The 23,706-nt window shown below is 76.1% G+C and carries 18 protein-coding genes, 3 tRNA genes and 1 pseudogene; 15 read left to right on the top strand and 7 right to left on the bottom strand.

Features of this window, described 5'->3' with window-relative positions:
• Positions 1 to 64: 64 nt before the first annotated feature.
• Positions 65 to 874, bottom strand: a complete 810-nt coding sequence (locus OG550_RS12975; protein ID WP_327677103.1) for a GNAT family N-acetyltransferase — start codon at positions 872 to 874, stop codon at positions 65 to 67.
• A gap of 999 nt (positions 875 to 1,873) precedes the next feature.
• Here OG550_RS12975 and OG550_RS12980 point away from each other — a divergent pair.
• From OG550_RS12980 to OG550_RS13000, 5 genes and pseudogenes are all read left to right on the top strand, one after another.
• Positions 1,874 to 2,881: pseudogene (locus OG550_RS12980) on the top strand (helix-turn-helix domain-containing protein); the annotation flags it as partial.
• 776 nt (positions 2,882 to 3,657) lie between these two features.
• Complete coding sequence (gene orn / locus OG550_RS12985) at positions 3,658 to 4,260, top strand: oligoribonuclease (RefSeq protein WP_327677105.1); 603 nt, start codon at positions 3,658 to 3,660, stop codon at positions 4,258 to 4,260.
• A 126-nt stretch (positions 4,261 to 4,386) separates the two neighbouring features.
• A tRNA-His gene (locus OG550_RS12990) sits at positions 4,387 to 4,462 on the top strand.
• Positions 4,463 to 4,689: 227 nt separating this feature from the next.
• Positions 4,690 to 5,136 (top strand): DUF4442 domain-containing protein, encoded by a 447-nt coding sequence (locus tag OG550_RS12995; protein ID WP_327677107.1) that lies wholly within the window; start codon positions 4,690 to 4,692, stop codon positions 5,134 to 5,136.
• Positions 5,137 to 5,259: 123 nt separating this feature from the next.
• Positions 5,260 to 6,324, top strand: a complete 1,065-nt coding sequence (locus OG550_RS13000; protein WP_327677109.1) for a hypothetical protein — start codon at positions 5,260 to 5,262, stop codon at positions 6,322 to 6,324.
• Between the two features lie 322 nt (positions 6,325 to 6,646).
• Here OG550_RS13000 and OG550_RS13005 read toward each other — a convergent pair whose 3' ends face one another.
• From OG550_RS13005 to OG550_RS13015, 3 genes are all read right to left on the bottom strand, one after another.
• Complete coding sequence (locus OG550_RS13005) at positions 6,647 to 7,111, bottom strand: GNAT family N-acetyltransferase (RefSeq protein WP_327677110.1); 465 nt, start codon at positions 7,109 to 7,111, stop codon at positions 6,647 to 6,649.
• Between the two features lie 110 nt (positions 7,112 to 7,221).
• On the bottom strand, positions 7,222 to 8,151 hold the full coding sequence (locus OG550_RS13010) for a spermidine synthase (RefSeq protein ID WP_442905989.1): 930 nt from the start codon (positions 8,149 to 8,151) through the stop codon (positions 7,222 to 7,224).
• Positions 8,152 to 8,317: 166 nt separating this feature from the next.
• Complete coding sequence (locus OG550_RS13015) at positions 8,318 to 8,818, bottom strand: hypothetical protein (RefSeq protein WP_327677114.1); 501 nt, start codon at positions 8,816 to 8,818, stop codon at positions 8,318 to 8,320.
• Positions 8,819 to 9,195: 377 nt separating this feature from the next.
• Here OG550_RS13015 and OG550_RS13020 point away from each other — a divergent pair, with 377 nt between their 5' ends.
• Complete coding sequence (locus OG550_RS13020) at positions 9,196 to 10,749, top strand: tetratricopeptide repeat protein (protein ID WP_327677116.1); 1,554 nt, start codon at positions 9,196 to 9,198, stop codon at positions 10,747 to 10,749.
• A 24-nt stretch (positions 10,750 to 10,773) separates the two neighbouring features.
• On the opposite strand, the gene OG550_RS13025 is transcribed toward OG550_RS13020, so the two are convergent.
• A complete protein-coding gene (locus tag OG550_RS13025; RefSeq protein ID WP_327677118.1) occupies positions 10,774 to 11,424 on the bottom strand; it encodes a histidine phosphatase family protein in 651 nt (216 codons plus the stop codon).
• Between the two features lie 335 nt (positions 11,425 to 11,759).
• On the opposite strand from OG550_RS13025, the gene OG550_RS13030 reads away from it, so the two are divergent.
• The 7 genes from OG550_RS13030 to OG550_RS13060 all read left to right on the top strand — a co-directional run bounded on the left by OG550_RS13030 (position 11,760) and on the right by OG550_RS13060 (position 18,599).
• The gene (locus OG550_RS13030; RefSeq protein ID WP_327677120.1) at positions 11,760 to 13,082 is read left to right on the top strand and encodes a hypothetical protein; all 1,323 of its coding nucleotides are present in this window, start codon (positions 11,760 to 11,762) and stop codon (positions 13,080 to 13,082) included.
• Positions 13,079 to 14,746 carry a hypothetical protein gene (locus OG550_RS13035; protein ID WP_327677121.1) on the top strand — a complete coding sequence of 556 codons (1,668 nt, stop codon included), beginning with the start codon at positions 13,079 to 13,081 and terminating at the stop codon, positions 14,744 to 14,746. The genes OG550_RS13030 and OG550_RS13035 overlap by 4 nt, the downstream gene beginning before the upstream one ends.
• Positions 14,747 to 14,754: 8 nt before the next feature.
• Entirely contained in the window at positions 14,755 to 16,110 is a 1,356-nt protein-coding gene (locus tag OG550_RS13040; protein WP_327677123.1) for an AAA family ATPase, read from the top strand.
• Positions 16,111 to 16,150: 40 nt separating this feature from the next.
• Positions 16,151 to 16,921, top strand: a complete 771-nt coding sequence (locus tag OG550_RS13045; protein WP_327677125.1) for a transposase — start codon at positions 16,151 to 16,153, stop codon at positions 16,919 to 16,921.
• A gap of 348 nt (positions 16,922 to 17,269) precedes the next feature.
• A complete protein-coding gene (locus OG550_RS13050) occupies positions 17,270 to 17,677 on the top strand; it encodes a hypothetical protein (RefSeq protein ID WP_327677127.1) in 408 nt (135 codons plus the stop codon).
• Between the two features lie 217 nt (positions 17,678 to 17,894).
• Positions 17,895 to 18,425 (top strand): bifunctional DNA primase/polymerase, encoded by a 531-nt coding sequence (locus OG550_RS13055; protein WP_327677129.1) that lies wholly within the window; start codon positions 17,895 to 17,897, stop codon positions 18,423 to 18,425.
• 100 nt (positions 18,426 to 18,525) lie between these two features.
• Positions 18,526 to 18,599 (top strand) — tRNA-Lys (locus OG550_RS13060).
• Between the two features lie 155 nt (positions 18,600 to 18,754).
• Here OG550_RS13060 and pgi read toward each other — a convergent pair.
• Together pgi and OG550_RS13070 are read right to left on the bottom strand one after the other, a co-directional pair.
• The gene (gene pgi, locus OG550_RS13065) at positions 18,755 to 20,416 is read right to left on the bottom strand and encodes a glucose-6-phosphate isomerase (RefSeq protein WP_327677131.1); all 1,662 of its coding nucleotides are present in this window, start codon (positions 20,414 to 20,416) and stop codon (positions 18,755 to 18,757) included.
• A gap of 372 nt (positions 20,417 to 20,788) precedes the next feature.
• Positions 20,789 to 22,372: a Na+/H+ antiporter gene (locus OG550_RS13070; protein ID WP_327677133.1), complete on the bottom strand. Its 1,584-nt coding sequence runs from the start codon at positions 22,370 to 22,372 to the stop codon at positions 20,789 to 20,791.
• A gap of 185 nt (positions 22,373 to 22,557) precedes the next feature.
• Here OG550_RS13070 and OG550_RS13075 point away from each other — a divergent pair, with 185 nt between their 5' ends.
• The gene (locus OG550_RS13075) at positions 22,558 to 23,466 is read left to right on the top strand and encodes an NADP-dependent oxidoreductase (RefSeq protein WP_327677135.1); all 909 of its coding nucleotides are present in this window, start codon (positions 22,558 to 22,560) and stop codon (positions 23,464 to 23,466) included.
• Positions 23,467 to 23,608: 142 nt separating this feature from the next.
• Positions 23,609 to 23,682: transfer RNA gene (locus OG550_RS13080), tRNA-Lys, on the top strand.
• The last annotated feature ends 24 nt before the right edge of the window (positions 23,683 to 23,706 follow it).

A 23,706-nucleotide genomic window follows, 5' to 3' on the forward strand; every position in this document is an offset into this window, starting at 1 on the left:
GGGCGGCCGGACGGGCGGGGCGGCGCGGCTTGATCGGGACGGCGCGAGGGGCGCAGGCGCAGGCTCAGCGCGTCCACCACCGGGTGCGGCCCCGCTCCGTGAAGCCGAGCTTGCGGTAGAGCGGCTCGCCGAGCGCGGTGGCGACCAGCGTGGCCGGACGGGCCGGGTCCGCGGCGGCCAGCGCCGTCCGCAGCACGGCGCGGGCCACTCCGCGGGAGCGCTGGGCGGGGAGGGTGGCGACCCAGTAGACGCCCACGGCCCGGCCGTCGTCGTGGGTCAGGCAGGCACCCGCGGTCGCACCGTCGACCCGGCCGAGCCAGGCCCGGCAGCCGGGTTCGCGCAGCAGCCGTTCGGGCAGGTGGGCACCCCTGGTCCAGGGTTGCCGCGGCGGGATCGGGAAGCCGTCGACGACCGCGCGCTCGGCCTCGGCGAAGGCGTCCGCGTCCAGGACCTCATCCACCGTCAGCACACCTGCGCCGCCGTCGCCCCCGGAGCCCCCGCCGCTCCCGCCGCCTGCGGACCCGTCCGCGCCCGGGGCCGGTGGCAGCGGGCCCGGTTCGCGCACCATCACCGCCATCGGCCGGCCCTGTCCGCAGTCGTGGCGGCTCAGGTCCAGGCCGCCGTACGGATCCTCGACGGTGAGCCGTACGGTGTCCCATGCGGTGAACAGGTCCGTCAGTTCCGCTTCCAGCGAACCCGGTTCGCGATACGGCCTGGTCACCACCACGCGGTGCGCGTCGTCGGGCGTGCGGGCGCAGCGGACGGCGGTGAATCCCGGGCGGACCAGGTGCCGCCAGTCGTGTGCGCGCGCCTGGGCGAGCCAGAAGGCGGCGGCGTTGTCATTGGCCTGTTCGAGCCGGCTGAGTATCTCCACGACAGGACGGTAGTCTCCACGGCCCGTACGTGCCGCCCGGCTCAGGCACTGGCCGGATGAGGCCTGGGAGGCGCACACTCCTCGGCCGTGCGCCCTCGTGTGCACCGCCGATTTTCGGTCAATCTCGCGCGGCTCCCCCGTCCTTGGGCAAATCCGCAGCCCAGACGCGCCGGCCGGGCGCGCGGGAGCCGGACGTCCCAGGAGCCGCCCCGCGACAACCAGCCACCGTTGCACCGGCCCCCTTCCCAGAAGGGTCGACGGGTGCCACGCTTCGTGATCGAATGCATCACGCCAAATTGCCATGTCGACATAGCGTCGGATGGTGAACTTGTCACAACGGCAACGGTCCAACCCGATAGATTCGATCTTGGCCAGCAGTGCCGCACCACCACACCACACCACCGAGGGGGCTTGAGCGCCTTGAGCAGGGTGAGCAGGAGCGACGCGGGTCCTGACAGCGGCCAGACCGCGGCCGGTATCGCGGGTCGTTCCGCGAGAGGAGCCGGCACCAAGGCCCTCGCCGCCAACACCCGTACCTCCGGCACCGCCTCGTACCCCTCCTATTCCGCTGCGGCCTCACCGGCCCCCGGCGCCCCTTCCGCACCAGCCGCCCCAGGCGGCCCGGGTGCCTCCGGCGCCCCGGGTGCCCCGTCCTTCCCCGCAGCCCCGGAGCACGGTGGACGCACCGTCAGCCGATCCGCCGTCAGCCACGGCAGCGGGTACGGGTCCGGGGCGGACGGCCGGAACGGGCAGTCGGTTACCGGCCAACCTGGCGGCCATCCCGGCAGCCACTCCGGCGGACCCGAGAACGGGTTCACGACCTTCGCCGCCGCCCCGGCCGGCACGCTCTCCGGCCCGGCGCCGGCCGGCACCGTGGCGGCCAACGGGCTCCCGTCCGGCCCGCTCGGCCTCGGGGTGTCCGGCCACGGTGCGCCCGGACACGGCCCGGGCGGCCACGGCGGACCGGGCTCCGTCCTCAACGGCTCCTCGACGCCGGTGATGGCGGCCGCACCGCGCAAGCTCTCCGGCCGGCGCCGCCGCGAGACCGTCGCCGTCCTGATCTTCGGCGGCGCGCCGATCTTCGAGAGCTCGATCCCGCTCTCCGTCTTCGGCGTCGACCGCCAGGACGCGGGGGTGCCGCGCTACCGCCTGCTGGTCTGCGCCGGCGAGGAGGGTCCGCTCGCCACCACCGGCGGCCTCACCCTCTCCGCCCCGTACGGGCTGGAGGCGCTCGCCCGCGCCGGGACGATCGTCGTACCGGCCTGGCGCTCGATCTCCCAGCCGCCGCCCGTCGAGGCGATCACGGCGCTCCGCAAGGCGCACCACGAGGGGGCCCGGATCATCGGCCTCTGCACCGGCGCGTTCGTGCTCGCCGCCGCCGGCCTGCTGGACGGCCGCCCGGCCACCACCCACTGGATGTACGCCCCGACCCTGGCCAAGCGCTACCCGCGGGTGCACGTCGACCCGCGCGAGCTCTTCGTCGACGACGGCGACGTGCTGACCTCGGCGGGCACCGCGGCCGGGATCGACCTCTGCCTGCACGTGGTCCGCAGCGACCACGGCGCCGAGGCCGCGAACGCGCTCGCCCGCCGGCTGGTGGTGCCGAGCCGTCGCAGCGGCGGCGGGCAGGCCCAGTACATCGATCAGTCTTTACCGGAGGAGATCGGCAACGACCCGCTCGCCGAGGTGGTCACCTGGGCGCTGGAGAACCTCAACCAGCAGTTCGACGTCGAGGTTCTGGCGGCCCGCGCCTACATGAGCCGGCGGACCTTCGACCGGCGGTTCCGCACGCTCACCGGCAGCGCGCCGCTGCAGTGGCTGATCACCCAGCGGGTGCTCCAGGCCCAGCGGCTGCTGGAGACCTCGGAGCTGTCGGTGGACGACGTCGCGCGCCGCTGCGGCTTCCGGTCGCCGGTGGCGCTGCGCGGGCACTTCCGGCGCCAGCTCGGGGTCTCGCCGGCCGCCTACCGGACCGGCTACCGGGCCCGGCGGCCGGGCGGCGCCGCGGCCGCGCAGTCCTCGGCGCAGGCCGGCGACCTCCGGCTGACCGGGGCCGTGCCGCAGCCGAGCGCGGCCTCGGCGCCGGCGGGCGGGACGCTCCCCGGCCAGCACGGCGGGCACGGAGCGGCGTCGGCACCGGGCTTCCCCGGCGGGCCAGGCGGTGCCGCCGCGCACCCCGGCCAGCACGGGCAGCCCTCGGGTCAGGGCGTCCACGCCCGGGCCGGGCAGCCGTACCCGCACCAGTCCGCCGGACACCAGCAGCACCCCGGTATGCCGGGTGCCGGACGCGGCCCGGCACGGCCGCCGATGGTGCCGGCCCAGCCAGGGCCGAACGCCGGCCGGCCGCCCCGGACGGCGGAGCACGCCGCGGCCGAGGACGGGCACCCGCAGCCGGGTGCCCGCGGCCAGGGGCAGGGGCACCGGACTTCGGCCGAGCGGCCGCAGGACGAGGCCCCGGCGGCCGGCCGGAGCCACGGTGCGGCCGGTGGACGGCTGCCGGCGCCCGCACCGGCCGGGACGCCCGAGGCGCGGGCCCGGCAGGCCCGGGCCGGCCAGGTCCGCCCGCAGGGCGGCCGGGCCGCCGCGCCGGAAGGCGTCCGGGAGCCCCGCGACGCCCGGACCGCACGGGAGGGCCGCCCCACGCACCCCGTCCACCCCGGCCGGGAGACCCGTGAAACGGACGGTCACGCCCAGGACGAACACGGCTCCGAGTCCTGCGCCCCGGCGCCCCGCCAGGCTCCATCGGTGCCCGTGGCGCGTGATCGCGCCGTAGGGTGAGTGACGTGAATGACCGTTTGGTATGGATCGACTGTGAAATGACAGGCCTCGACCTCGACCGGGACGCCCTGGTCGAGGTCGCGGCGCTGGTGACCGACTCCGAGCTGAACATCCTCGGCGAGGGTGTCGACGTCATCATCCGCCCGCCCGCGGAGGCGGTGGCGAACATGCCCGAAGTGGTGCGGGCCATGCACACCTCCTCCGGGCTGCTCGACGAGCTGGAGCACGGGGTGACGCTCGCCGAGGCGGAGGCGCTGGTCCTCGCGTACGTGCGCGAGCACGTGCCGGAGGCCGGCCGGACACCGCTCTGCGGGAACTCGGTCGCGACCGACCGCGGCTTCCTGGCCCGGGACATGCCGGCCCTGGAGGGGCACCTGCACTACCGGATCGTGGACGTCTCCTCGATCAAGGAGCTGGCCCGCCGCTGGTACCCGAAGGCGTACTACAACAGCCCGCAGAAGGGCGGCAACCACCGGGCGCTCGCCGACATCCGGGAGAGCATCGACGAACTGCGGTACTACCGCGAGGCGGTGTTCGTCGCCCAGCCCGGCCCGGACACCGACACCGCGCGCGCGATCGCCGAGAAGTACCAGCCTCCGGCCGGCTGACCCCGGAAACCGTGGAGGTGCCCGCGTCCGGCCGATCGAATCCCTGGCGCGAGCACCCTCCCGGATCCTGTATTGTTCTTCATGTCGGAACGGGAACGCGAAGAGCGGGAACGGTCCGGACAGATGGTGGGTGTAGCTCAGTTGGTAGAGCACCTGGTTGTGGTCCAGGTGGCCGCGGGTTCGAGTCCCGTCACTCACCCCAGAGTCCTCAGGGGCCGGTTTCTTCAGGAGACCGGCCCCTGAGGCGTTTTCATGCTCCGGCACCTTCCCCGCCGCCGGGCCGAACGGGTCGACGCCGCCGCCCGGCGTTCCGGCCGCACCGGCCCCGCCCCGGGGACCGCGGAGGCCGGGGCGACGTGGCCTCCGTCTCATCTTTTTCCCCGCCGGCGGAGCTGCCGCCGGAAGCTACCGGCTAGTAACGTTGCGGCCATGACCACACCTTCGATCGGCCAGCTGCTCGACTCCACCGTGCCGATGGCACGGACCCTCAAGCTGGAGTACCTGGAGACCACCCCCGAGCGCGCCGTGCTCCGGCTGCCCGACCAGCCCGAGTACCACAACCACGTCGGCGGGCCGCACGCCGGCGCGATGTTCACCCTCGCCGAGTCGGCCAGCGGCTGCATCGTGCTGGGCGCCTTCGGCGACCAGCTCTCGCGCGCGGTGCCGCTCGCGGTGAGCGCCGAGATCTCGTACAAGAAGCTCGCCATGGGCGTCGTCACCGCGACCGCCGTCCTCGGCCGGCCGGCCGCCGAGATCGTCGCCGAGCTGGACAGGGGCGAGCGCCCGGAGTTCCCGGTGACCGTGGAGATCACCCGCGCCGACGGCGCGGTGACCGGTGTCATGACCGTGCTCTGGACCCTTCGCCCCAACTCCTGACCCCTGCCCCGGCTCCTGGTCCCCGGCTCCGGCCCCGGGGGCGCCGGCCGCGGCCGACGGGTGGCACGGCCGTCCGGGACGGCGGCCGTGTCCTCACGGGCCGTCCGCTCGTTCTCGATTCACGTGCGAGCCAAACACGCGACCAAGGACCTGTCCTCGGAGTCCCGTCGTCCGCCCGGAGGTCGGGCCGGGCGGACCGGACGATGGCTCCCCCGGCTGCCCCGGGCGGTCGCCGCGGGCGGGGCGCTCCTCGCGCAGCTCTGGGGCATCGGCGCCACCGGCGCGTACGCGGCCAGTGCCGAACCGCTCCCGGAACCGGTGAGCCGGACGGCCGTCGGCCGGGCCCTGGCCGACGGCTCCCTGCCCGACGGGACGTCAGCGGGGCAGGGCGCCGTGACCCCCGGGGACGCCGCCCGGAACGCGGACCGGGGGACGGCTCCGGGACCGGGCGAGGGCGTACCCGACGGGCCGCACCCCTCGCCGCCGGAACCGCCGCCGGTCCGGCCCCAGGACCAGCCGCACTCCCCCGCACAGCAGGACGGACCGGGGGGCGCCGCCCTCCCGGCCGCGCCCCCCGGCCTCCTCGGACACCTCGCCGGTGCCACCGCCGTGGTCGTCCCGGCGGCGGAGCTGGACGCCGCGACCGTCGGCGGCACTCTCCAGGACCGGATCAGGGCGGGCGGCCTCCCCCTGCCCGGACAGCGGGCCGCCGTCCCGGACGCCTTCGCGATCGCCTCCGGACTGCTGGGCGGCGTCCCCGCCCAGTCCCGCCCGGCCGGATCGCGCGCCTCGCGGGAGGGCGCGCCCGACGGACCCTCCACACCGCCCGGCCGCACCGGCAGCGGCCCGCGGGCCACCCGGCCGGGCGGGGAGCAGCGAGGTCCGGCCGCTCCGCCACCGGCACGCGGGGCGACGGCCGCGCAGCCCCACGCCACCGACCGCACGGGTGCGGGCGGTGCCGGCGAGAACGGTCGGACCGGCGGCGAACGACAACGGGCGGTGCTCCCCGAGGGCTACGCCGCGAACGGCCCGGCCGCCGTGAACGCCGGGGCCGCGAGGACGGCCACCGTCACCGCCGCGCACGACGCCTCGGGCACCGCCACCGCCGTCCTCGCCCCGATCGCGGCCGGGCTGGCCCTGACCGGCGCCGCGATGTACAAGCACCGGGGACTGCCGAAGGGGCACTGACCCGGGCCCGTCGGCGCCGCCGCCCGCACCCCCGCCGACTCCTCGACCGGCACGGGTGCGGCGAGTTGCGGACCGCACCGCGGGGACCGGGCGGAGCGGGGACCGGGCGGAGCGGGGACCGGGCGGAGCGGGGACCGGGCGAGCGGGGACCGGGCGGAGCGGGGACCGGGCGAGCGGGGACCGGGCGGAGCGGGGACCGGGCGGAGCGGGGACCGGGCGAGCGGGGACCGGGCGGAGCGGGGACCGGGCGGAGCGGGGACCGGGCGGAGCGGGGACCGGGCGAGCGCGGACCGGGCGGAGCGGGGACCGGGCGAGCGGACGGTCAGCCGTCCGACGGCCCCGTCGTCAGGGCCAGCAGCGGGAGTTCACGGCCCGGTATCGAACCGGAGGGCACGACGCCGATCCGGACGGCGCCCATGGCCGCGTAGAACGGCTCGGCGTTCGGGTCGGCCACCACGAGCACCCGGCGGAAGCCCAGCTCCTCGGCCCGGCTCACCAGGTGCTCCATCAGCCGGCGGCCGACGCCCCGGCCGATCGCGTCCGGTTCGACGAAGAGCATGTCCAACTCCCCCTCCGGCGGCGCTCCGACGAGGGTGACGAAGCCCAGCACCCGGCCGTCCTCCTCGGCCACCGCCGCCCGGTCGGCCTCGATCCGGTCCGGGTCCAGGGTGAGTTCGGCGCGGCAGGCCTCCAGGAACTCCGCGTCGTAGCCCCAGTGCCCCTTCGAACGCAGCGCCAGGGCACTGAGCGGCCCCGCCTCGTCCGGTCGTGCCGGCCTGATCCGCATGGCGTCCACCCCTCCGGTCGGCCCTGTCCGGATTCCGGACGGGGTGCCCATTGTCGGCAGCCCGGGGGCCTGTGCCAAGCGGTTTTCCGGCGGCCGCCGCGGCCGCCCGGTCAGCGGAAGACGCCCGGGGGCGGTGCCGGGGAGGGAGCCGCGGTGGCGTCGGTGGCCGGGGCGGCGCCGGCCGCGAAGTCGGCCAGGGCGCGGCCGTGTTCGACCCGGCCGAGGGCGGCGTCGGAGGCCACCCTGCGGGTCAGTTCGGCGAGCGGGAGCGGGGTGTGGGCGGCGGCCATGACCAGGTTGCCGAAGCGCTTGCCGCGCAGCACCGCCGGATCGGCGACCAGGCAGAGCTCGGGGAACACCGCGCCGAGGGTGGCCACCTGGGAGCGGGCGAACGGCAGCGCCGAGCCGTCGGCGATGTTGACCGCGTACCAGCCGCCGGGGGCCAGGGCGCGGGCGGCCAGGGCGGTGAACTCGACGGTGGTGCAGTGCGCGGGCACCCGGGCGCCGGAGAAGACGTCGGCGATCACCAGGTCGGCGGAGCCCTCGGGCGTCCGCTCCAGCACGCTGCGGGCGTCCGCACCGCGCACCTTGACCTGCCAGCCGCGCTCCAGCGGGAGTTCGGCGCGGACCAGCTCGGTGAGGGCGGTGTCGGTCTCGGCGACCTGCTGGCGCGAACGGGGCCGGGTGGCGGCGACGTAGCGCGCCAGGGTCAGGGCGCCGCCGCCGAGGTGGAGGACGGTGATCGGACGGCCGGGCGGGGCGACCAGGTCGATCAGGTGGCCGAGCCTGCGCTGGTACTCGAAGCCCAGGTGGGTCGGGTCGGCGAGGTCGACCAGGGACTGCGGCGCACCGTCGACCAGCAGCGACCAGGCGGCAGGGCGGTCCCGGTCGGGGCGGAGCTCGGCGAGCCCCGAGTCGACGGGCCGGCTGAGCGGCCCCTGGGCGTGCGTCCGTCCACCGGGGCCGGTGGCGGCCGGCTGATCCTCCGGCGCGGTACGGCTCCGGTCCGTGCCGCGGCCGGCCCTGCTGCTTCGTCCCATACCGGCCATTATCGCCGCCGCGCCGGGCGCCACCGCGGCTCAGGCCCGTCGGGGCGGCCGGCGGGGGCCCGGGCCGGTGAGGACGGGTGGCGGTGAGGACGGGTGGCGGTGGAGGCGGCCGGAACCGGAACCGCGGGCGGGGCGGAGCCGGGACGGGCCCGGGCGGTCAGAACGGGCCGAGGCCACCGGCCGTGAGGGTGCAGGCGGCCTCGCAGAGCGCCGAGCGCAGCACCCAGGCGTCGGTGGGGCGGGCGGTGCAGTCGGCGCCGGCCGGGGGCATCACCCAGCGCGGGTCGGTGGGGGGCGGCAGGAGCGCGCCCGCGGTACAGGAACTGCCGGGCAGGTGCCAGGTCGCCGAGGTGCCGGCCGGGACGAGGAAGGCGACGGTCGCCCCGTTGCGGCTCTGCAGCACCGCGCCGCAGGCCCGGCGCAGCCGCAGGATGTCCACCGCCTCCAGGCCGTGCCGCAGCGCGACCGTCACGGTGTCGTAGGCGGTGGCGACGGCGGCGTCGGGATCGGCGCCCGGGCGGCAGGACGGTCCGCCGCCGTACGGGGCGCGGCCCGGGCCGCGCTCGTCGGCCGACTCGGGGAGCAGGGCGGGGGCGGCGGCGGCGAGCGCTCCTCCGGCGACCAGGCGGTGGTAGTGCGGCACTCCGGTGGCCGTCATGGGGCCCTCCTGTCACCTCGTCGGGATGGAAGCCGTGCCGCCCGGGGGTGGGGGTGCCGCTGGGGGCGGCGGGGGCGGCGGAGCCATGGCCGGACTTCCACGTATCAGGACAACGCCGAGGGTGCTCCCCAGGCCACGGGGCGCCTTACAGCAAGGCATGGCATTTCATGGCGGATCCAGGCAACCACGCCCGCTTTGACCACAATTGACCACACATCCGCCACAAACTCGCTGTGTCCGTCCGGTGACTCCCGGTACTGTCGGTGGCGCCCGGCGCCCCGTCGGGCCCCACCGGACCCACCCGTGGCCGGGCGCCCCTCCGCCCCACCGCCGCCCGACCCCTCGCACCACCACCCCGCACGACCACGGAGCGCACCATGGCAGCCACCCCACCGGGCAAGCCGAACCGCCCGTCACCCAACACCGTGATGCGCGCCCTGCGCGGCGACCGCTCGCCGGGCGAGTTCGCGACGGCCGTGCGGCGGGCGGCCCGCGAGATCGGCGAGCACGTCTCCTGCGACGCCCGCTACGTCGGCCGGGTCGAGTCCGGCGAGATCCGCTGCCCCAACTACGCGTACGAGCGGGTGTTCCGGCACATGTGGCCGGACCGCTCGCTCACCGACCTCGGCTTCGCCCCCCGCACCGCCGTCCGGCGCCGTCCGGCGGGCAGCGGTTCCAGCGGGACCGGGGGCGGGGACGGGGCGTGCCCGCCCCCCGCGCTCCACCCGCCGTTCCCGCCCGTGCCCGCCCCCCGCACACCGCTCTCCATCCGACTCCCGTACGCTGCCTCGCCGTACGCGGAACCGCCCCCACCGGTCGGCGTCCCGGTGCCGGGGTTCGCGGCGGCGCCCGGGAGGCCCGACGAACCGCACCATTCCGACGAGGAGAACGACGACGTGCGTCGCCGTACGTTCCTGGCCGGCGGCCCTGCCGCGCTGGCCACCGCGGCAGGCATCGACCGCCCCGGCACCCCCCTGGCCGCAGTGGCCTTCGTGCCCGGCCGCCCCGGCACCGTCCCGCCGCCCCGCAAGGTCGGCGCGGCCGAGGCGCTCGGCGTCGAACAGGCGGTCCGGGAGATCCGGCTGGCGGACGACGCGCACGGCGCGGACGCCCTGTTCGAGCTCGCCGGACGCTCGCTGCGGACGGCCTACCTGCTGCTCGACGCGTGCGAGTACTCCACCGAGACCGAGCGGAGGCTCCAGACCGGCGCCGGCGAACTGGCCGTCTCGGTCGGCTGGCTGGCGCACGACTCGAACCGGCTGGGGGACGCCCGCTCGTTCTACGCGGAGGCGCTGGCGACCGCCCGGATGGCCGGCGACGCCGCACTGGAGGCGCACGTCTTCTGCAACAGCGCCTTCCTCGCCCGGGACGCCGGCCGCCCCCGCGAGGCCCTGCGGGCCGCCCAGGCCGGGCAGGCAGCGGCCCGGCGGCTCGACTCCGACCGGCTGCGCGCCCTGCTCGCCATGCGCGAGGCCGGCGGCTGGGCCCTGCTGCAGGACCGCGCCGCCTGCGAGCGGGCGGTCACCCGGGCCTGCCTGCTGTTCGACCGCGGCCCCTCCGAGGCGGACCCGGAGTGGATGTCCTTCTTCGGCGAGGCCGAGATCGCCGGCCTGCGGGCCCAGTGCTGGTCCGCCCTCGGGGACTGGGACCGCGCCAGCGAGCAGGCGGGGCTGGCCATAACGCTCCAGAGGCCCCACTTCGTCCGCAACCGGGTGCTGTACACCGCCGAGTTGGCGCACGACCGGCTCGGCCGGGGGGACCTCGCCGGCGCCGCCGAGCACGGGTCGGCCGCCGTCGCGCTGTTCGACGAGGTCGGCTCGGCCCGGATCCGCTCCATGCTGGCGGACACCGCGCAGCGGCTCCGCCGGCACGGCACGGTGCCGGAGGTGGGGCGGTTCCTGGCCGAGTACGACGTGGCGACGGCGGCCTGACCCGGCGTCGACCCGGCGTCCGGGTCAGTGCTTCAGGCCCTCCAGGTGCCCGAGGTCGTTCCAGACCTCGACCGCCGGCGCGCCGTACTCCCAGGAGAGGACGCAGAGCGCGGCGGTGCCGAGCTTGAACCGCTGGGCGTACTCGGGCGGCAGGCCCAGCCAGCGCGCGGTCAGGATGCGCAGCAGGTGGCCGTGGGCGAAGAGCACCACGTCGCGGTCGGCGCAGTGCATCACGGTGGTGTCCGGGTGCGGCACGCCGTGGGTCTCGTTGAGGTCGGCGAGGAGGGAGTCCACCCGGGCCGCGACGTCGGAGAGCTTCTCGCCGCCGGGCACGCCGTCGCGCCAGATCAGCCAGCCGGGGTGGTCGGCGGCACGGATGTCGGCGCCGGTCCGGCCCTCGTACTGTCCGTAGTCCCACTCCAGCAGTTCGGGGCGCTCCACGGCGCGGTCGCCGAGCCCGGCCAGCGCGCAGGTCTCCTTGGCGCGGTCCAGCGGGCTGGTGTAGACGAGGGCGTCGGGCAGACCGTTCCAGGGGGCCCCGGCCAGTCGGGCACCGAGCGCCCGGGCCATCGCCCGGCCCTCCTCGGTCAGCGGGATGTCGGTACGGCCGGTGTGGCGGCCGGTGGCGGACCACTCGGTCTCGCCGTGGCGGACCAGCAGGATTCGGGCGGGCATGGCAGGCTCCTCGCGCACAGGACGGAGTCAACGATCGGCCTCACCATTGAGCACCGGTCTCCATGATCCCTCACCCGCGCGCCGCCCACGATCCCGGCCGCCGCCGACCGCGGGCGCCCGGGCGGGCGGACTCCGGGAGGCGGCCCGCGCGCCGGCCACCCGCGGGTCACCCGCGCGCCGCGCGCAGGCCACCGGAGCGCCGTCGGAGGGCCGTCGGAGCGCCGCGGAACGGCGCCCGGCCACCGGTGCCCGGCGGCACCCGGAGCAGGCCCGGCCACCGTCAACGGCCGGGCCCGGCCGCATTGTCGGACCCGGATGCGACACTGGGCCGCACCATGAACGTCTCGACGAACGCCCCGTCCGGCGGGCCCGCGGAACCGCTCTCCCAGCGGCTCGCCGCGCTGCGCGGACCGGCGCCGCAGCGCAGTCTGAACGCCCGCGCCCTCGCCGCGCTGGCCGCCAATCCGGGGTGCCACCGCCGGGCCGTGCTGGACGCGGCCGGGGTGGACAAGTCCGCCCTGGCCGCCCGGCTCGGCCACGCCACCCCGTTCGGGCAGTCGCCGTTCGCCCTCGCGCGCGGTGTCATCTTCGAGTCCCGGTTGAAGGAGGACGGCTACGCGGCGCTGCTGGAGCCGCTCCGCCACCGGCTGGGCCTCCCGGCCGACGAGGACGCCCCGCTCGCCGTACCGGACCTGCTGCGCTCCTCCGGTCCCGCGGTCCGGGCCGACCGGACGGCGGCGGCGCTGGCGGAGGCCGCCGTCGACCCGGACGCCTGGACGCTGCTCGACCACCCGCTGCTGCGGCTCGGCGTCGCCGGTTCCACCGCCTACCTGGAGCCGGACGCCGTCGTGGTGCACGGCGGGCGGTGCACCGTGGTCGAGATCAAGTCCTTCCCGGTGCTGGACGGCAACGCCGACCCGGCCAAGGTGGGCGCCGCCGCCCGGCAGGCCGCCGTCTACGTGCTCGCGCTGCAGGAGACCGCCGCCGCGCTGGCCGGACTCGACCCGGACCCGGACCCGTACGCCGAGCAGCGGCTGCCGGGCAGCCCGCGGTCGACCGTGCTGCTGGTCTGCCCCAAGGACTTCGGCAACCGGCCGACCGCCGTCCCGGTGGACGTCCGCCGGGAGCTGGCCACCACCCGCCGCCAGCTCAGCCGGATGACCGGCATCGGCCGGCTGCTGGACGCGCTGCCGCCCGGCGCGGACTTCGACCTCTCCCCCGACGGGAGCGGCGCCCCGGTCCGCTCGGCCGAGGAGCTGGCCGGGTCGGTCGGGGCGGTGCCCGCGGCCTACAGCCCGGACTGCCTCTCCGCCTGCGAGCTGGGGTTCCACTGCCGTGCCCAGGCGCGCTGCGGCGACCGGGTCGAGCAGCTCGGCCGGGGCGTCCGCGGTGAGCTGGGCACCATCCGGACGGTGGCCGAGGCACTGGCCGTCGCCCACCACGGCCCGGCCGCCGGACCCAGCGCCGCCGACGCCGACGGCCCGGGCGGGGACGGCCTGAGCGGCGGCAACGACAGTGCCGACGACGGCGGCGCCGGCGGACACCCGGAGGACGGGCACGCCGAGGACGAGGCCGCCGCCCGGCTGGCCTACGCCGCCGCACTGCGCGCCGAGGCCCTGGGCCGCCCGGTCCCGGCCGCCGCAGGAGGCGTCCGGTGAGCCTGCTGACCACCCTGGCGCGGCTGGAGGCCGTCCGCAGCGGCCGGGCCGAGCCGCTGGCGACCGTCCGCCACCGCCACCTGTCCGACCGCCCGATGGTGGTCGTCCCGCTGACGGCGGCCGGTGAGGCCGGTGCCCCGCTGGCCGTGCTGCTCGGCACCGACCGGGACGCGCCGCGGCTGCACATCGTCCCGCAGCCGCTCAACCGCACCCAGCGCTTCGACTTCCTGGCCGAGCTCGCCACCGACCTGCTGCCCTACCTGGAGTCCTTCGGCGACGACGTGGAGCAGATCGAGGGCTCCGAGAAGGACCCGGAGACCGGGGAGAAGACCCAGGTCTTCCGCGAGCTGTGCGCGGACGCGCCGCAGGTGATCGTCCCCAACACCGGCGGGATCCGCCACCTCGCGCTGCTCGGCCGCTCGACCCGCTTCCGGCGCACCGCCGAGGACGAGGACCCCGGCCCGTACCCGGCGCCCGCCCGGGTGCCGCTGCTCGGCCGCTGGCTGACCCACCTCACCGACCGCGCGATGGTCCCCGGCGCCAGCCTGCTGCTGCCGATGACCGGTCTGCTCGCCCGGCACTGGGCGACCGGCCAGAGCCACCTGGAGGACCAGCACCTGGCCGCGCTGCTCGCCTGGCACGCGCCGCCGGCCGGGCTGACCGGCGCCGAGGCGGCCGAGCTGGCCGAGACGGCGCGGGACGCCGAGGGCAGGCTGCTCCGCCCGCCCGCCGGGCCGGCCACCGACCCGGCCTTCGACGCGAAGGTGCTCGCCCCGGCGATCACGCGCTACGACGCGGCCGTGGCGGCCCTGGCGGCCCTCGCGGGCGGCCCGGCGGCCACCGGACCGGCCACCGGACCGACGGTCGACCCGGCCGCCGCCGAGCGGGCCCGGGAGGCCGTCCGGGCCGCGGTCGAGCACCTGCGCGCGGTGCACGCCGAACAGCTGCTGCCCACCTGGCACGACGTCTGGCACGGCCTGGACCTGCTGCGCACGCTGTCCCCGGCCGGCCACCTGGCGGAGCGCTGGACGGGGGACCGCTGGTCGTACACCGGCCACCGGGACCGGCTGGCGGCCGGCGAACCGCCGCAGCCCCGGGTGGACGACGCCGTGACGGCCGCCCGGAAGCTGGCCCAGCGCGAGCGCGAGCAGACCCGGCTGGACGTCCAGGAGGCCCTGGACGACCCGCTGGCGATGGCCGAGCACCGGCTGTCCGGGGAGGCGTTCACGGGCGTGGTGACCGAGGTGGTGCCGGACTACGACACCTCGGGCCGGTCGCCCAAGCCGCGCCCGCTGGTGACGGTCCGCACCGACGACCGCCCGCACGCCGACCTCGGCCGCGAGGCGCACCGGGTCCGGGCGTCCGCCGGACCGGAGTCCGGGAGCGGTCCGGCGGCGCAGAAGGCGCAGATCGCGGCGGTCGACCCGGCGGCGGGCACGATCACCGTGCGGATGCTCTCCGGGATGGGGCGGAAGAAGGAGCCCGAACCGGGGAGCCTGCCCGAACCGGGCGAGCGGGTCACCTTCACCCTGTTCGAACTGACGGTCCGGCAGGCCGCCCCGCTGCCCGAGCCGGACGACACCCCGTGGACGCACGGCGGCCCGCCCGGCGCCGCCGTCACCCTGACGGCGGCCGCCCCCGCGGCCACCGAGGACTGGGAGTGATCCGGCCGATGAGCACCGAGCAGACCCCCGGCGCGGCCGCCGACGCCGCGGTGGCGCGGATCCTGGCGGCGACGATCCACCCGGCCGTCGGCGCGCCGCGCGGGGTGGTGGTGGACTCGCCGCCCGGCGCCGGCAAGTCGACCCTGGTGGTGCGTGCCGCCCGCGAGCTGGTCGGGGCCGGCGAGCGGCTGATGATCGTCGCCCAGACCAACGGCCAGGTGGACGACCTGGTGGACCGGCTGGCCGAGAAGGCGCCCGACCTGACGATCGGCCGGCTGCACGCGGCCGACGCCCGGCCGGGCCCCGAGGTGCTGCGGCACGGCAACGTCACGCCCTCGGACAAGGTCGCCGAGCTCGCCGAGCTGGACGTGGTGATCTCCACCTCCGCCAAGTGGCAGTGGGTGCGGGCCGAGCAGCCCTGGCGGCACGCGATCGTCGACGAGGCGTACCAGATGCGGTCGGACGCGCTGCTCGCGGTGGCCCGGCTGTTCGAGCGGGCCCTGTTCGTCGGGGACCCGGGCCAGCTCGACCCGTTCACGGTGGTCGGCACCGAGCAGTGGGCCGGTCTGTCGTACGACCCGTCGAGCAGCGCGGTGGTCACCCTGCTGGCGCACAACCCGCAGATCGAGCCGCACCGGCTGCCGGTGTCCTGGCGGCTGCCGGCCAGTGCGGCGCCGCTGGTCTCCGGCGCCTTCTACCCGTACACGCCGTTCCGCTCGGGCACCGGCCCGGACGACCGCCGGCTGACGGCGGCGGTCCGCCCGGACGGCACGGCGCTGGACGCGGCGATCGACCGGGCCGCCGAGCACGGCTGGGCACTGCTGGAGCTGCCGGCCCGGCACACCGTGCGGACCGACCCGCAGGCGGTCGCCGCCGTCGCGGCGACCGTCCGCAGGCTGCTGGAGCGCGGGCTGACGGCCCACTCCGAGCAGGGGTCCGCGCCGCTCACCCCGGGCCGGATCGCGGTCGGCACCGCCCACCGGGACCAGGCGGCGGCCGTCCGGGCGGCGCTGGTCCGGGCCGGGGTGCCGGTCGACCCGACCGCCGGGGCCGCGGTGACGGTGGACACCGCCAACCGGCTGCAGGGGCGCGAGTACGACGTCACCGTGGTGCTGCACCCGCTCTCCGGGCGGCCCGACGCGACCGCGTTCCACCTGGAGACAGGCCGGCTCTGTGTGCTCGCCTCCCGCCACCGGCACGCCTGCATCGTGGTGGCCCGGGCCGGGATCGCGGAGCTGCTGGACGAGCATCCGGCCACCGAACCGGTGCAGTTGGGCGTCCCGGTCGCCTTCCCCGACGGCTGGGAGGCCAACCACCGGGTGCTGCACCACCTGGCCGACCACCGGGTGCGACTGGGCCGCTAAAGCTTGTTCCGGAAGGTCCGGGACTGGGCATTTCTCCGGTATGGGTGGGGTGCTGCGGGCTGAGCCGGTCTGGGTGGAGACGTTCACAGGTCTGCGGATGCGGCAGTTCGAGGGCCTGGTGCGGGTGGTGCGGGAGCGGGGTGGCAACGGGCCGGGCGGTGGCAGGCCGTGGTGCCTGCCGCTGCCCGACCGGGTCCTGCTGGTCGCCGTGTACTACCGGACCAATCTCACGATGCGCCAGCTCGCGCCGCTGTTCGGGATCTCGACGGCCACGGTCTGCCGCGTCGTCCAGCGCCTGGGCCCGCTCCTGGCCCTCGAAGCCGCTCCACGCCCGCAACCGGGCGTGGAGCGGCTGTGGATCGTCGACGGCACCCTGGTCCCCGTGCACGACCGCAGCATCGCCGCCTCCAGCCGCAACTACCGCTTCTCCGCGAACGTGCAGGTCGTCGTCGACGCCGACACCCGCCTCGTGGTCGCCACCGCCCGCCCCGTGCCGGGCAACAAGGCCGACGCGCACGCGTGGCGCACCTCCGACCTGCCCGCCACCTGCTCCGGCACCACCGTCCTCGCCGACGGCGCCTACATCAACACCGGCCTCGTCGTCCCGCACCGCAGACGCGCCGGCCGTCCCCTCCTGCGGGCCCAGGAGGAGGACAACGCCGAACACCGACGCGTACGCGCCCGCGTCGAGCACACCTTCGCCCGCATGAAGAACTACAAGATCCTCCGCGACTGCCGACAGAAGGGCGACGGCCTGCACCACGCGGTGCAGGCCGTCGCCCACATGCACAACCTCGCCCGAACTGGATGAAACCAGCAGGTCAGACCACACCCCGACCTGCCCACACCCAGACTTCTGCAACAACCTTTAGGGCCTGTTTGCAAAGTCCCGCCGGGGCCTCGACTCTGCAAACGCGCCCTGGGCTCGTCCCGAGGTCCCCGGCCGCCCCCGGCGGGTCCTCGCCGGGTCGTCGCCGGGTCCTCGCCGGGGCTGTCGGGGGTGCACGCCCCCGGCGTGCCCGGCGGGAATAGCGCCCGAACTCGCACCGTTCCGTTACCGGCCGCCGCCGCGAGACAATGGACGGCGGCCACAGCCGGGCGGCGCCCGTCCCGAGCGGTCCGCCGCCCGCCCCTACCGAGCACCCGGAGGTGTCCGTCCATGCCCGACTCCCATGCGCAGGCGTCCGACCCGAGCGGCCCGGCCGCGGCGGCCGGTCCCGGCGCGGGTGCCGGTACGGCGCCCGGCCGGCGGCAGCGCCCGGTGCAGCTGCTGTTCGAGCCGCAGGCCGACGAACCGGAGCCGGAGCGCTTCTTCGATCTGGAGTCGATCGACGACCCGGCCGAGCTGCTGCGCCGCTCCACCGAGCTGGCGCTGGCCTTCCGCGCGGCCGCCGAGCGGGCCACCGACTTCCAGGCGGTCGCCGCGGCGCAGCTGGCCGACCCGCGCCGGTTCGACGCGCTCTCGGAGTCCGAGATCGCGGGGCGGGCGGACTGGACGCCGGACTACGCGGCCAAGATGGTCGAGTACGGCCGCAGCCTGCTCCGGCCCCGCCGCCACGAGGGCTGAGGCCGGGCCGGGGTCCGGGCCGCGCAGGCCCCCGCCCGGACCCCCTCGCGGGTCCCGTCCCGGGCTCCGGTCGGTGGCCGTGCGGCGGTGCCCGGCACCCGCACCGCCGCTGGCATATGCCCGGGGAAAGCGGAAGGGTACGCCCCCGGCCGCCGCGCTGTCCGGCGAACCGCGCTTTCCCTCCCGGACACCCCCCGGACACCCCACCCTGCTGTCCGTGGACATCTGGACGTATCAGTCGGTGGAGTACGTGACCGTGGCCGGGGAGGCCTGGCTCGCCTCCGCCAGCGAGTACCCGCGCAGCATGCGAGCCCTCTGGGAGTCCCGCCCGTGGGCGCCCTCGGTGCTGCCCTGCGGGCGCGCCTTCGACGTGATCAGCATGCCCGCCCTGTTCGGGCGCCGGGTGCTGGACGAGCTGTGGGCCTCCGGGCCCGGCTGCGGGCCGGTGGCCGCCTACCGGGGGCGGATACTGCTGTTCGTCCGCCCGGGGGCGGCGGCCCGGCTGCGCAGGCTGCTGGCCTGGGAGGAGTGGGCCCGGGACGTGCCGCCGCTGCTCTGCCACGGGCAGGGCGACGCGGTGACCGTCCCGCCCGTGCAGCGGATGGTGAACGGCCCGGACTCCCCGGGGCTGGGTGCCGGGCGGTGGATCGTCGCCCCGGACAGCCGGGAGCCGTGGCTGCCGGGTGCCCCGGTGGTGCTCTGGGCCTGCGTCCGCGCGGCCCGGGAGCCGGCCGCCGCCCTGCGCTGATCCCCTGCGCCGATCGGCCGCACCGGGCACCCTGCGCCGGGTGCGGGTATTCGATTTTGGCCGGGCCGCGCCCCGCTGCTAAAGTCTTCTCTGTCAGCAGGCGCCGCTAGCTCAGTTGGTTAGAGCAGCTGACTCTTAATCAGCGGGTCCGGGGTTCGAGTCCCTGGCGGCGCACAGACAGCCGGAAGGCCCTTCGCGAGAGCGAAGGGCCTTCCGGCGTTTTCGCGCCCGATGTCCAGTACCCGATGCCCAGCGTCCGACGGCCGCCGCGGGAACGCCGGGCCTCCGGGTCCGGCCGGGGAGGGCTCCCCGGCCGGACCCGGGCGGTCTCAGCGCCCGCGCAGCGCGCGGTAGCGGGCGACCAGCTCGGCGGTGGAGCTGTCCAGCGCGTCCGCGCCCTCGCCGGTCAGCAGCACCGGCTCGATCCGCCTGGCGAGCACCTTGCCCAGTTCGACGCCCCACTGGTCGAAGGAGTCGATGTTCCAGACCGCGCCCTGGACGAACACCTTGTGCTCGTAGAGGGCGACCAGCTGGCCGAGCACCGACGGGGTCAGCTCACCGGCCAGGACGGTGGTGGTCGGGTGGTTGCCGCGGAAGGTCTTGTGCGGGACCAGCTCGGGCGGCACGCCCTCGGCCGCGACCTCCTCCGGCGTCTTGCCGAAGGCCAGCGCCTGGGTCTGGGCGAAGAAGTTGGCGAGCAGCAGGTCGTGCTGGGCGACCAGGCCGGGCAGCAGGTCGGCGACCGGCCTGGCGAACCCGATGAAGTCGGCCGGGATCAGCTTGGTGCCCTGGTGGAGCAGCTGGTAGTAGGCGTGCTGGCCGTTGGTGCCGGGGGTGCCCCAGACCACCGGGCCGGTCTGCCAGCCGACCGGGTTGCCCTCGCGGTCCACCGACTTGCCGTTGGACTCCATGTCCAGCTGCTGGAGGTAGGCGGTGAACTTCGACAGGTAGTGCGAGTACGGCAGCACGGCGTGCGCCTGGGCGTCGAAGAAGGCGCCGTACCAGACCCCGAGCAGGCCGAGCAGCAGCGGGACGTTCTCCTCGGGGGGCGCGGTGCGGAAGTGCTCGTCGACCAGGTGGAAGCCGTCCAGCATCTCGCGGAAGGCGTCCGGGCCGATGGCGATCATCAGCGAGAGGCCGATCGCCGAGTCGTAGGAGTAGCGGCCGCCCACCCAGTCCCAGAACTCGAACATGTTGGCGGTGTCGATGCCGAAGTCGGCGACGCCCTCGGCGTTGGTGGAGAGGGCGACGAAGTGCTTGGCCACCGCCCCGGTGTCGGCGCTCAGGCCGGTGAGCAGCCAGTTGCGGGCGGAGACCGCGTTGGTGATGGTCTCGATGGTGGTGAAGGTCTTCGACGCGACGATGAACAGCGTCTCGGCCGGGTCGAGGTCGCGGACGGCCTCGTGCAGGTCGGCGCCGTCCACGTTGGAGACGAAGCGGACGTCGATGCCGCGGTCGCTGTAGGAGCGCAGCACCTCGTAGGCCATGGCGGGGCCGAGGTCGGAGCCGCCGATGCCGATGTTGACGACGGTGCGGATCCGCTCGCCGGTGTGGCCGCGCCAGGCGCCGCTGCGGACCTGCTCGGCGAAGCCGGCCATCCTGTCGAGCACGGCGTGGACGCCGGGGACCACGTTCTCGCCGTCGACCTCGATCACGGCGTCGCGCGGGGCGCGCAGCGCGGTGTGCAGGACGGCCCGGTCCTCGGTGGTGTTGATCTTCTCGCCGCGGAACATGGCGTCCCGCAGGGCGGCGACGCCGGTGGCCTCGGCCAGCTCGCGCAGCAGGGCCAGCGTCTCGTCGGTGACGAGCTGCTTGGCGTAGTCGACGTGCAGGTCGCCGACCTGGAGGGTGTAGCGGCGGCCTCGCTCCGGGTCGGCGGCGAACAGGTCGCGCAGGTGCGTCTCGCCGAACTCCTCCCGGTGCTTGGCGAGAGCGGCCCACTGCGGGGTGCGGTCCAGCGGGGTTCGGGCGTCGGCGCGGGTCTCCGACATCGGTTGCTCCTCGTTTCATCTGGGTGCGGACACCGGCAGGGCCAGGCGGGAGGGTTTCGCGAGGTCGTGCGGGTTCCGGGGGTGCGCCGACTCCGTTGGCGGCCTTGCCCGGGACAAGCCTATGCAACGTCGGCACCGGGGGTGCGCATTCCGTTCGTCGGCGTCCGGTCGGTGGTCGCCGCTGTTCAGGCGCCCGCCGCGGTGCGGCCGCCCGGATGTCACGGCCCGTCCGGCCGGGCGTCACGGTCCCGGTACCGGGGCGGCCTCGCCCGAGCGCCGGGGCGCCGCGGGCCGGGTGCCGGCGCGTCACGACGGGAGCGTCCGGACGGGTGCCGGGAGGCCCCGCCCGGACGGCCCGTCACTTCCGTGCGGTCACTTCCGTTCGGAGCGCAGGTCGAGCCCGCGGAGCACCTGGTCGACGAGCTCCGGGTCGGCGCCGGTCTCGGCGCGGGCGACCAGCATCTCCCGCCGGGAGGCGGCGATCATCTCCTGCTCGACGCTGTGGGCGGCGCGCCACTGGGCCAGGCGCTGCTTCGCCTCGGTGGCCTCCTCCTCGGCGTAGTTCTCGGGGCAGAGCCGTGCCAGCCGGTCGTGCTGACGGTCCCGCAGCCGGTCGGCGACCTCGGCGGGCAGCTTGTCCTGGTCCTCCAGCTCGCCGAGCCGGGCGAGCCCGGCCTTGGCGGCGCGCCACCAGAGCAGCCGGACCTCCTGCTCGTGCTTGTCGTGGTCGAGGTCGAGGTGGAGCCACTTGGCGAGCCAGGGCAGGGTGAGGCCCTGGACCAGCAGGGTGAAGAGCACCACGCTGAAGGCGATGAAGACGAGCCGGCCGCGTTCCGGGAAGGCCTCGCCGGAGTCGACGGTGAGCGGGATGGCCAGGGCCAGCGCGACGGTCGCCACCCCGCGCATCCCGGACCACCAGAGCACCACGCTCTCCTGCCAGCTGATCGGGGTGTCCTCCTCGGAGCCGGCCCGCAGCCGCTGGGAGAGCCAGCCGGCCGGCAGCAGCCAGAGCAGCCGGACCACGACGACCACGGCGATCACCACGGCCGCGTCGCCGAGCATGCTGGTCCAGCCGGATCCGGCCTCCTTGAGGACGGTGGCCAGTTCGAGCCCGATCAGGCCGAAGGCGACGCCGGTGATCAGGATCTCGACGATCTCCCAGAACGCGTTGCCGACCAGCCGGTAGGCGACGGCGTCGGCGTCGGCGGCCCGTTCGGCCAGGTAGAGCCCGCAGACGACGACGGCGAGGACGCCGGAGCCGTGGATCTCCTCGGCCAGGCTGTAGGCCGCGAACGGCACCAGCAGGTTGAGCGCGACCTGCTGGGTCGGGTCCTCCAGGTAGGAGGCGAGCTTGGTGTTGGCCCAGCCGAGGGCGACGCCGATGACGACGGCGAGCACCGCCGAGAGGACGAACCGGAGCACGGCGTGGCCGGTCGAGAAGTCGCCGCCGACGACCGCGTCGATGGCCAGCGAGTAGATGACGATCGCGGTGACGTCGTTGAACAGGCCCTCGCTCTCCAGGATCGCCACCAGCCGCCGGGGCAGGCCGACGCTGCCGGCCACCGCGACGGCGGCGACCGGGTCGGGCGGCGAGACCAGGGCGCCGACCGCGATGGCGGCGGCGACCGGGAGCGTGGGCAGCAGCCAGTGCACGGTGCCGGCCACCACGGCGGTGGTGACCACCACCAGGGCGACCGCGAGCAGCAGGATGGAGCGGATGTTGGCCTTGAAGTAGCGGACCGAGGAGCGCCGGGCGACGGCGAAGATCAGCGGCGGCAGGACGAGCGGCAGGATCAGGTCGGGGTCGATGGCGATGTCGGGGATCTGCGGGACCACGGCCATGACGATGCCGAGCAGGGTCATCAGCACCGGCTGCGGCACCCCCGTCCGGCGGGCCAGCGGCATGGTCACCACGGAGGCGAGCAGCACCAGGAAGAGCAGGGGCAGCTGGCCCACGGGGAGGTTCCTCTCGGCGACGGACGGGGTGCGGCGGCGGCTCGGGACGTGATCCGGGCCGCCGTCGAGGATAAATCTGACAATGCACTCAACTGCGGCAACGCGCCGGGGATAGGGGTTGACCTGAAGCGGGCTTCATATCTGATGATCGAGGCTCGATGACCGAGCAGGCAGGAGCTCTCCCCATGAAGGCAGTCACCGTCCCCCGGTTCGGCGGCCCCGAGGTGCTGCGGGTGACCGAGGTGCCCGACCCCGTCCCGGGGCCGGGCGAGGTGCGGGTCAGGGTCTACGCGGCCGGGGTGCAGCCGGTCGACCTGTCCATCCGCGAGGGCCGCGCGCCGGTCGGTGTCGAGATAGCGCCCGGGCTGGTCCCCGGCAACGAGTTCGCCGGGGTGGTCGACCGGATCGGCCCCGGCACCGAGGGCTGGGCGACCGGTGACGAGGTGCTCGGCTTCCGGCTGCTCGGCTGCAGCGCGGAACTGGTCGTCGCGGACGCCGCCCGGCTGGTGCGCAAGCCGGCCGGGATGCCCTGGGAGCAGGCCGGGGCGCTCTCCGCGTCCGGGCAGACCGCGCACGTCGCGCTCGGGCAGCTGAAGGTCGGCGAGGGCGACACCGTCCTGGTCCACGGCGCCGCCGGCGGGGTCGGCACGGCCGCCGTCCAGCTGGCCCGGGCCCTGGGCGCCACGGTCGTCGGCACCGCGAGCGAGCGCAACCACGACTACCTGCGGGAGCTCGGCGCGATCCCCGTCACGTACGGCGAGGGCCTGGTGGAGCGGGTCCGGGCGGTCGCCCCGCAGGGCGTGGACGCGGCCTTCGACGCGGCCGGGCGCGGCGCGCTGGAGGCCTCCGTCGAGCTGGTCGCCGACCGGGACCGGATCGGCACCGTGGTCGACTACCCGGGCGCCGGGCGGCTGGGCGTCCAGGGGATCCGCGGGGAGCGGACGGCGGCCCGGCTGGCCGAGCTGGTCGCCCTGTGGGAGGCGGGCACCCTGCGGGTGGAGATCGCCGACGCCTTCCCGCTGGGGCGGGCGGCCGACGCCCACCGGCTGGTCGGCGCCGGGCACGTCCGGGGGAAGGTCGTCCTCGTGCCGTGACGGCGGGGCGCCGGACGGGCCCGGGTGCCGGACGGCGGGCCGCCGGGGGGCGCGGGGCGCCGCGGTCGCGGGTGCCGGGGGCGGGTGCCGGGCCGATTGTGCGTTTCGGCCGCTGACCAGGTAATGTTCCTGCCGTCAGCAGGCGCCGCTAGCTCAGTTGGTTAGAGCAGCTGACTCTTAATCAGCGGGTCCGGGGTTCGAGTCCCTGGCGGCGCACAGACAGTCGGAAGGCCCCTCGTG

This window comes from Kitasatospora sp. NBC_00458, assembly GCF_036013975.1.
Classification (GTDB): domain Bacteria; phylum Actinomycetota; class Actinomycetes; order Streptomycetales; family Streptomycetaceae; genus Kitasatospora.

Bases quoted from the DNA above. Each gene is read 5' to 3' on its own strand.
- OG550_RS12995 (WP_327677107.1), top strand. From the start codon at position 4,690: ATGACCACACCTTCGATCGGCCAGCTGCTCGACTCCACCGTGCCGATG.
- OG550_RS13005 (WP_327677110.1), bottom strand. From the start codon at position 7,111: ATGCGGATCAGGCCGGCACGACCGGACGAGGCGGGGCCGCTCAGTGCC.
- OG550_RS13010 (WP_442905989.1), bottom strand. From the start codon at position 8,151: ATGGGACGAAGCAGCAGGGCCGGCCGCGGCACGGACCGGAGCCGTACC.
- OG550_RS13015 (WP_327677114.1), bottom strand. From the start codon at position 8,818: ATGACGGCCACCGGAGTGCCGCACTACCACCGCCTGGTCGCCGGAGGA.
- OG550_RS13020 (WP_327677116.1), top strand. From the start codon at position 9,196: ATGGCAGCCACCCCACCGGGCAAGCCGAACCGCCCGTCACCCAACACC.
- OG550_RS13025 (WP_327677118.1), bottom strand. From the start codon at position 11,424: ATGCCCGCCCGAATCCTGCTGGTCCGCCACGGCGAGACCGAGTGGTCC.
- OG550_RS13030 (WP_327677120.1), top strand. From the start codon at position 11,760: ATGAACGTCTCGACGAACGCCCCGTCCGGCGGGCCCGCGGAACCGCTC.
- OG550_RS13040 (WP_327677123.1), top strand. From the start codon at position 14,755: ATGAGCACCGAGCAGACCCCCGGCGCGGCCGCCGACGCCGCGGTGGCG.
- OG550_RS13045 (WP_327677125.1), top strand. From the start codon at position 16,151: ATGGGTGGGGTGCTGCGGGCTGAGCCGGTCTGGGTGGAGACGTTCACA.
- OG550_RS13050 (WP_327677127.1), top strand. From the start codon at position 17,270: ATGCCCGACTCCCATGCGCAGGCGTCCGACCCGAGCGGCCCGGCCGCG.
- pgi (WP_327677131.1), bottom strand. From the start codon at position 20,416: ATGTCGGAGACCCGCGCCGACGCCCGAACCCCGCTGGACCGCACCCCG.
- OG550_RS13075 (WP_327677135.1), top strand. From the start codon at position 22,558: ATGAAGGCAGTCACCGTCCCCCGGTTCGGCGGCCCCGAGGTGCTGCGG.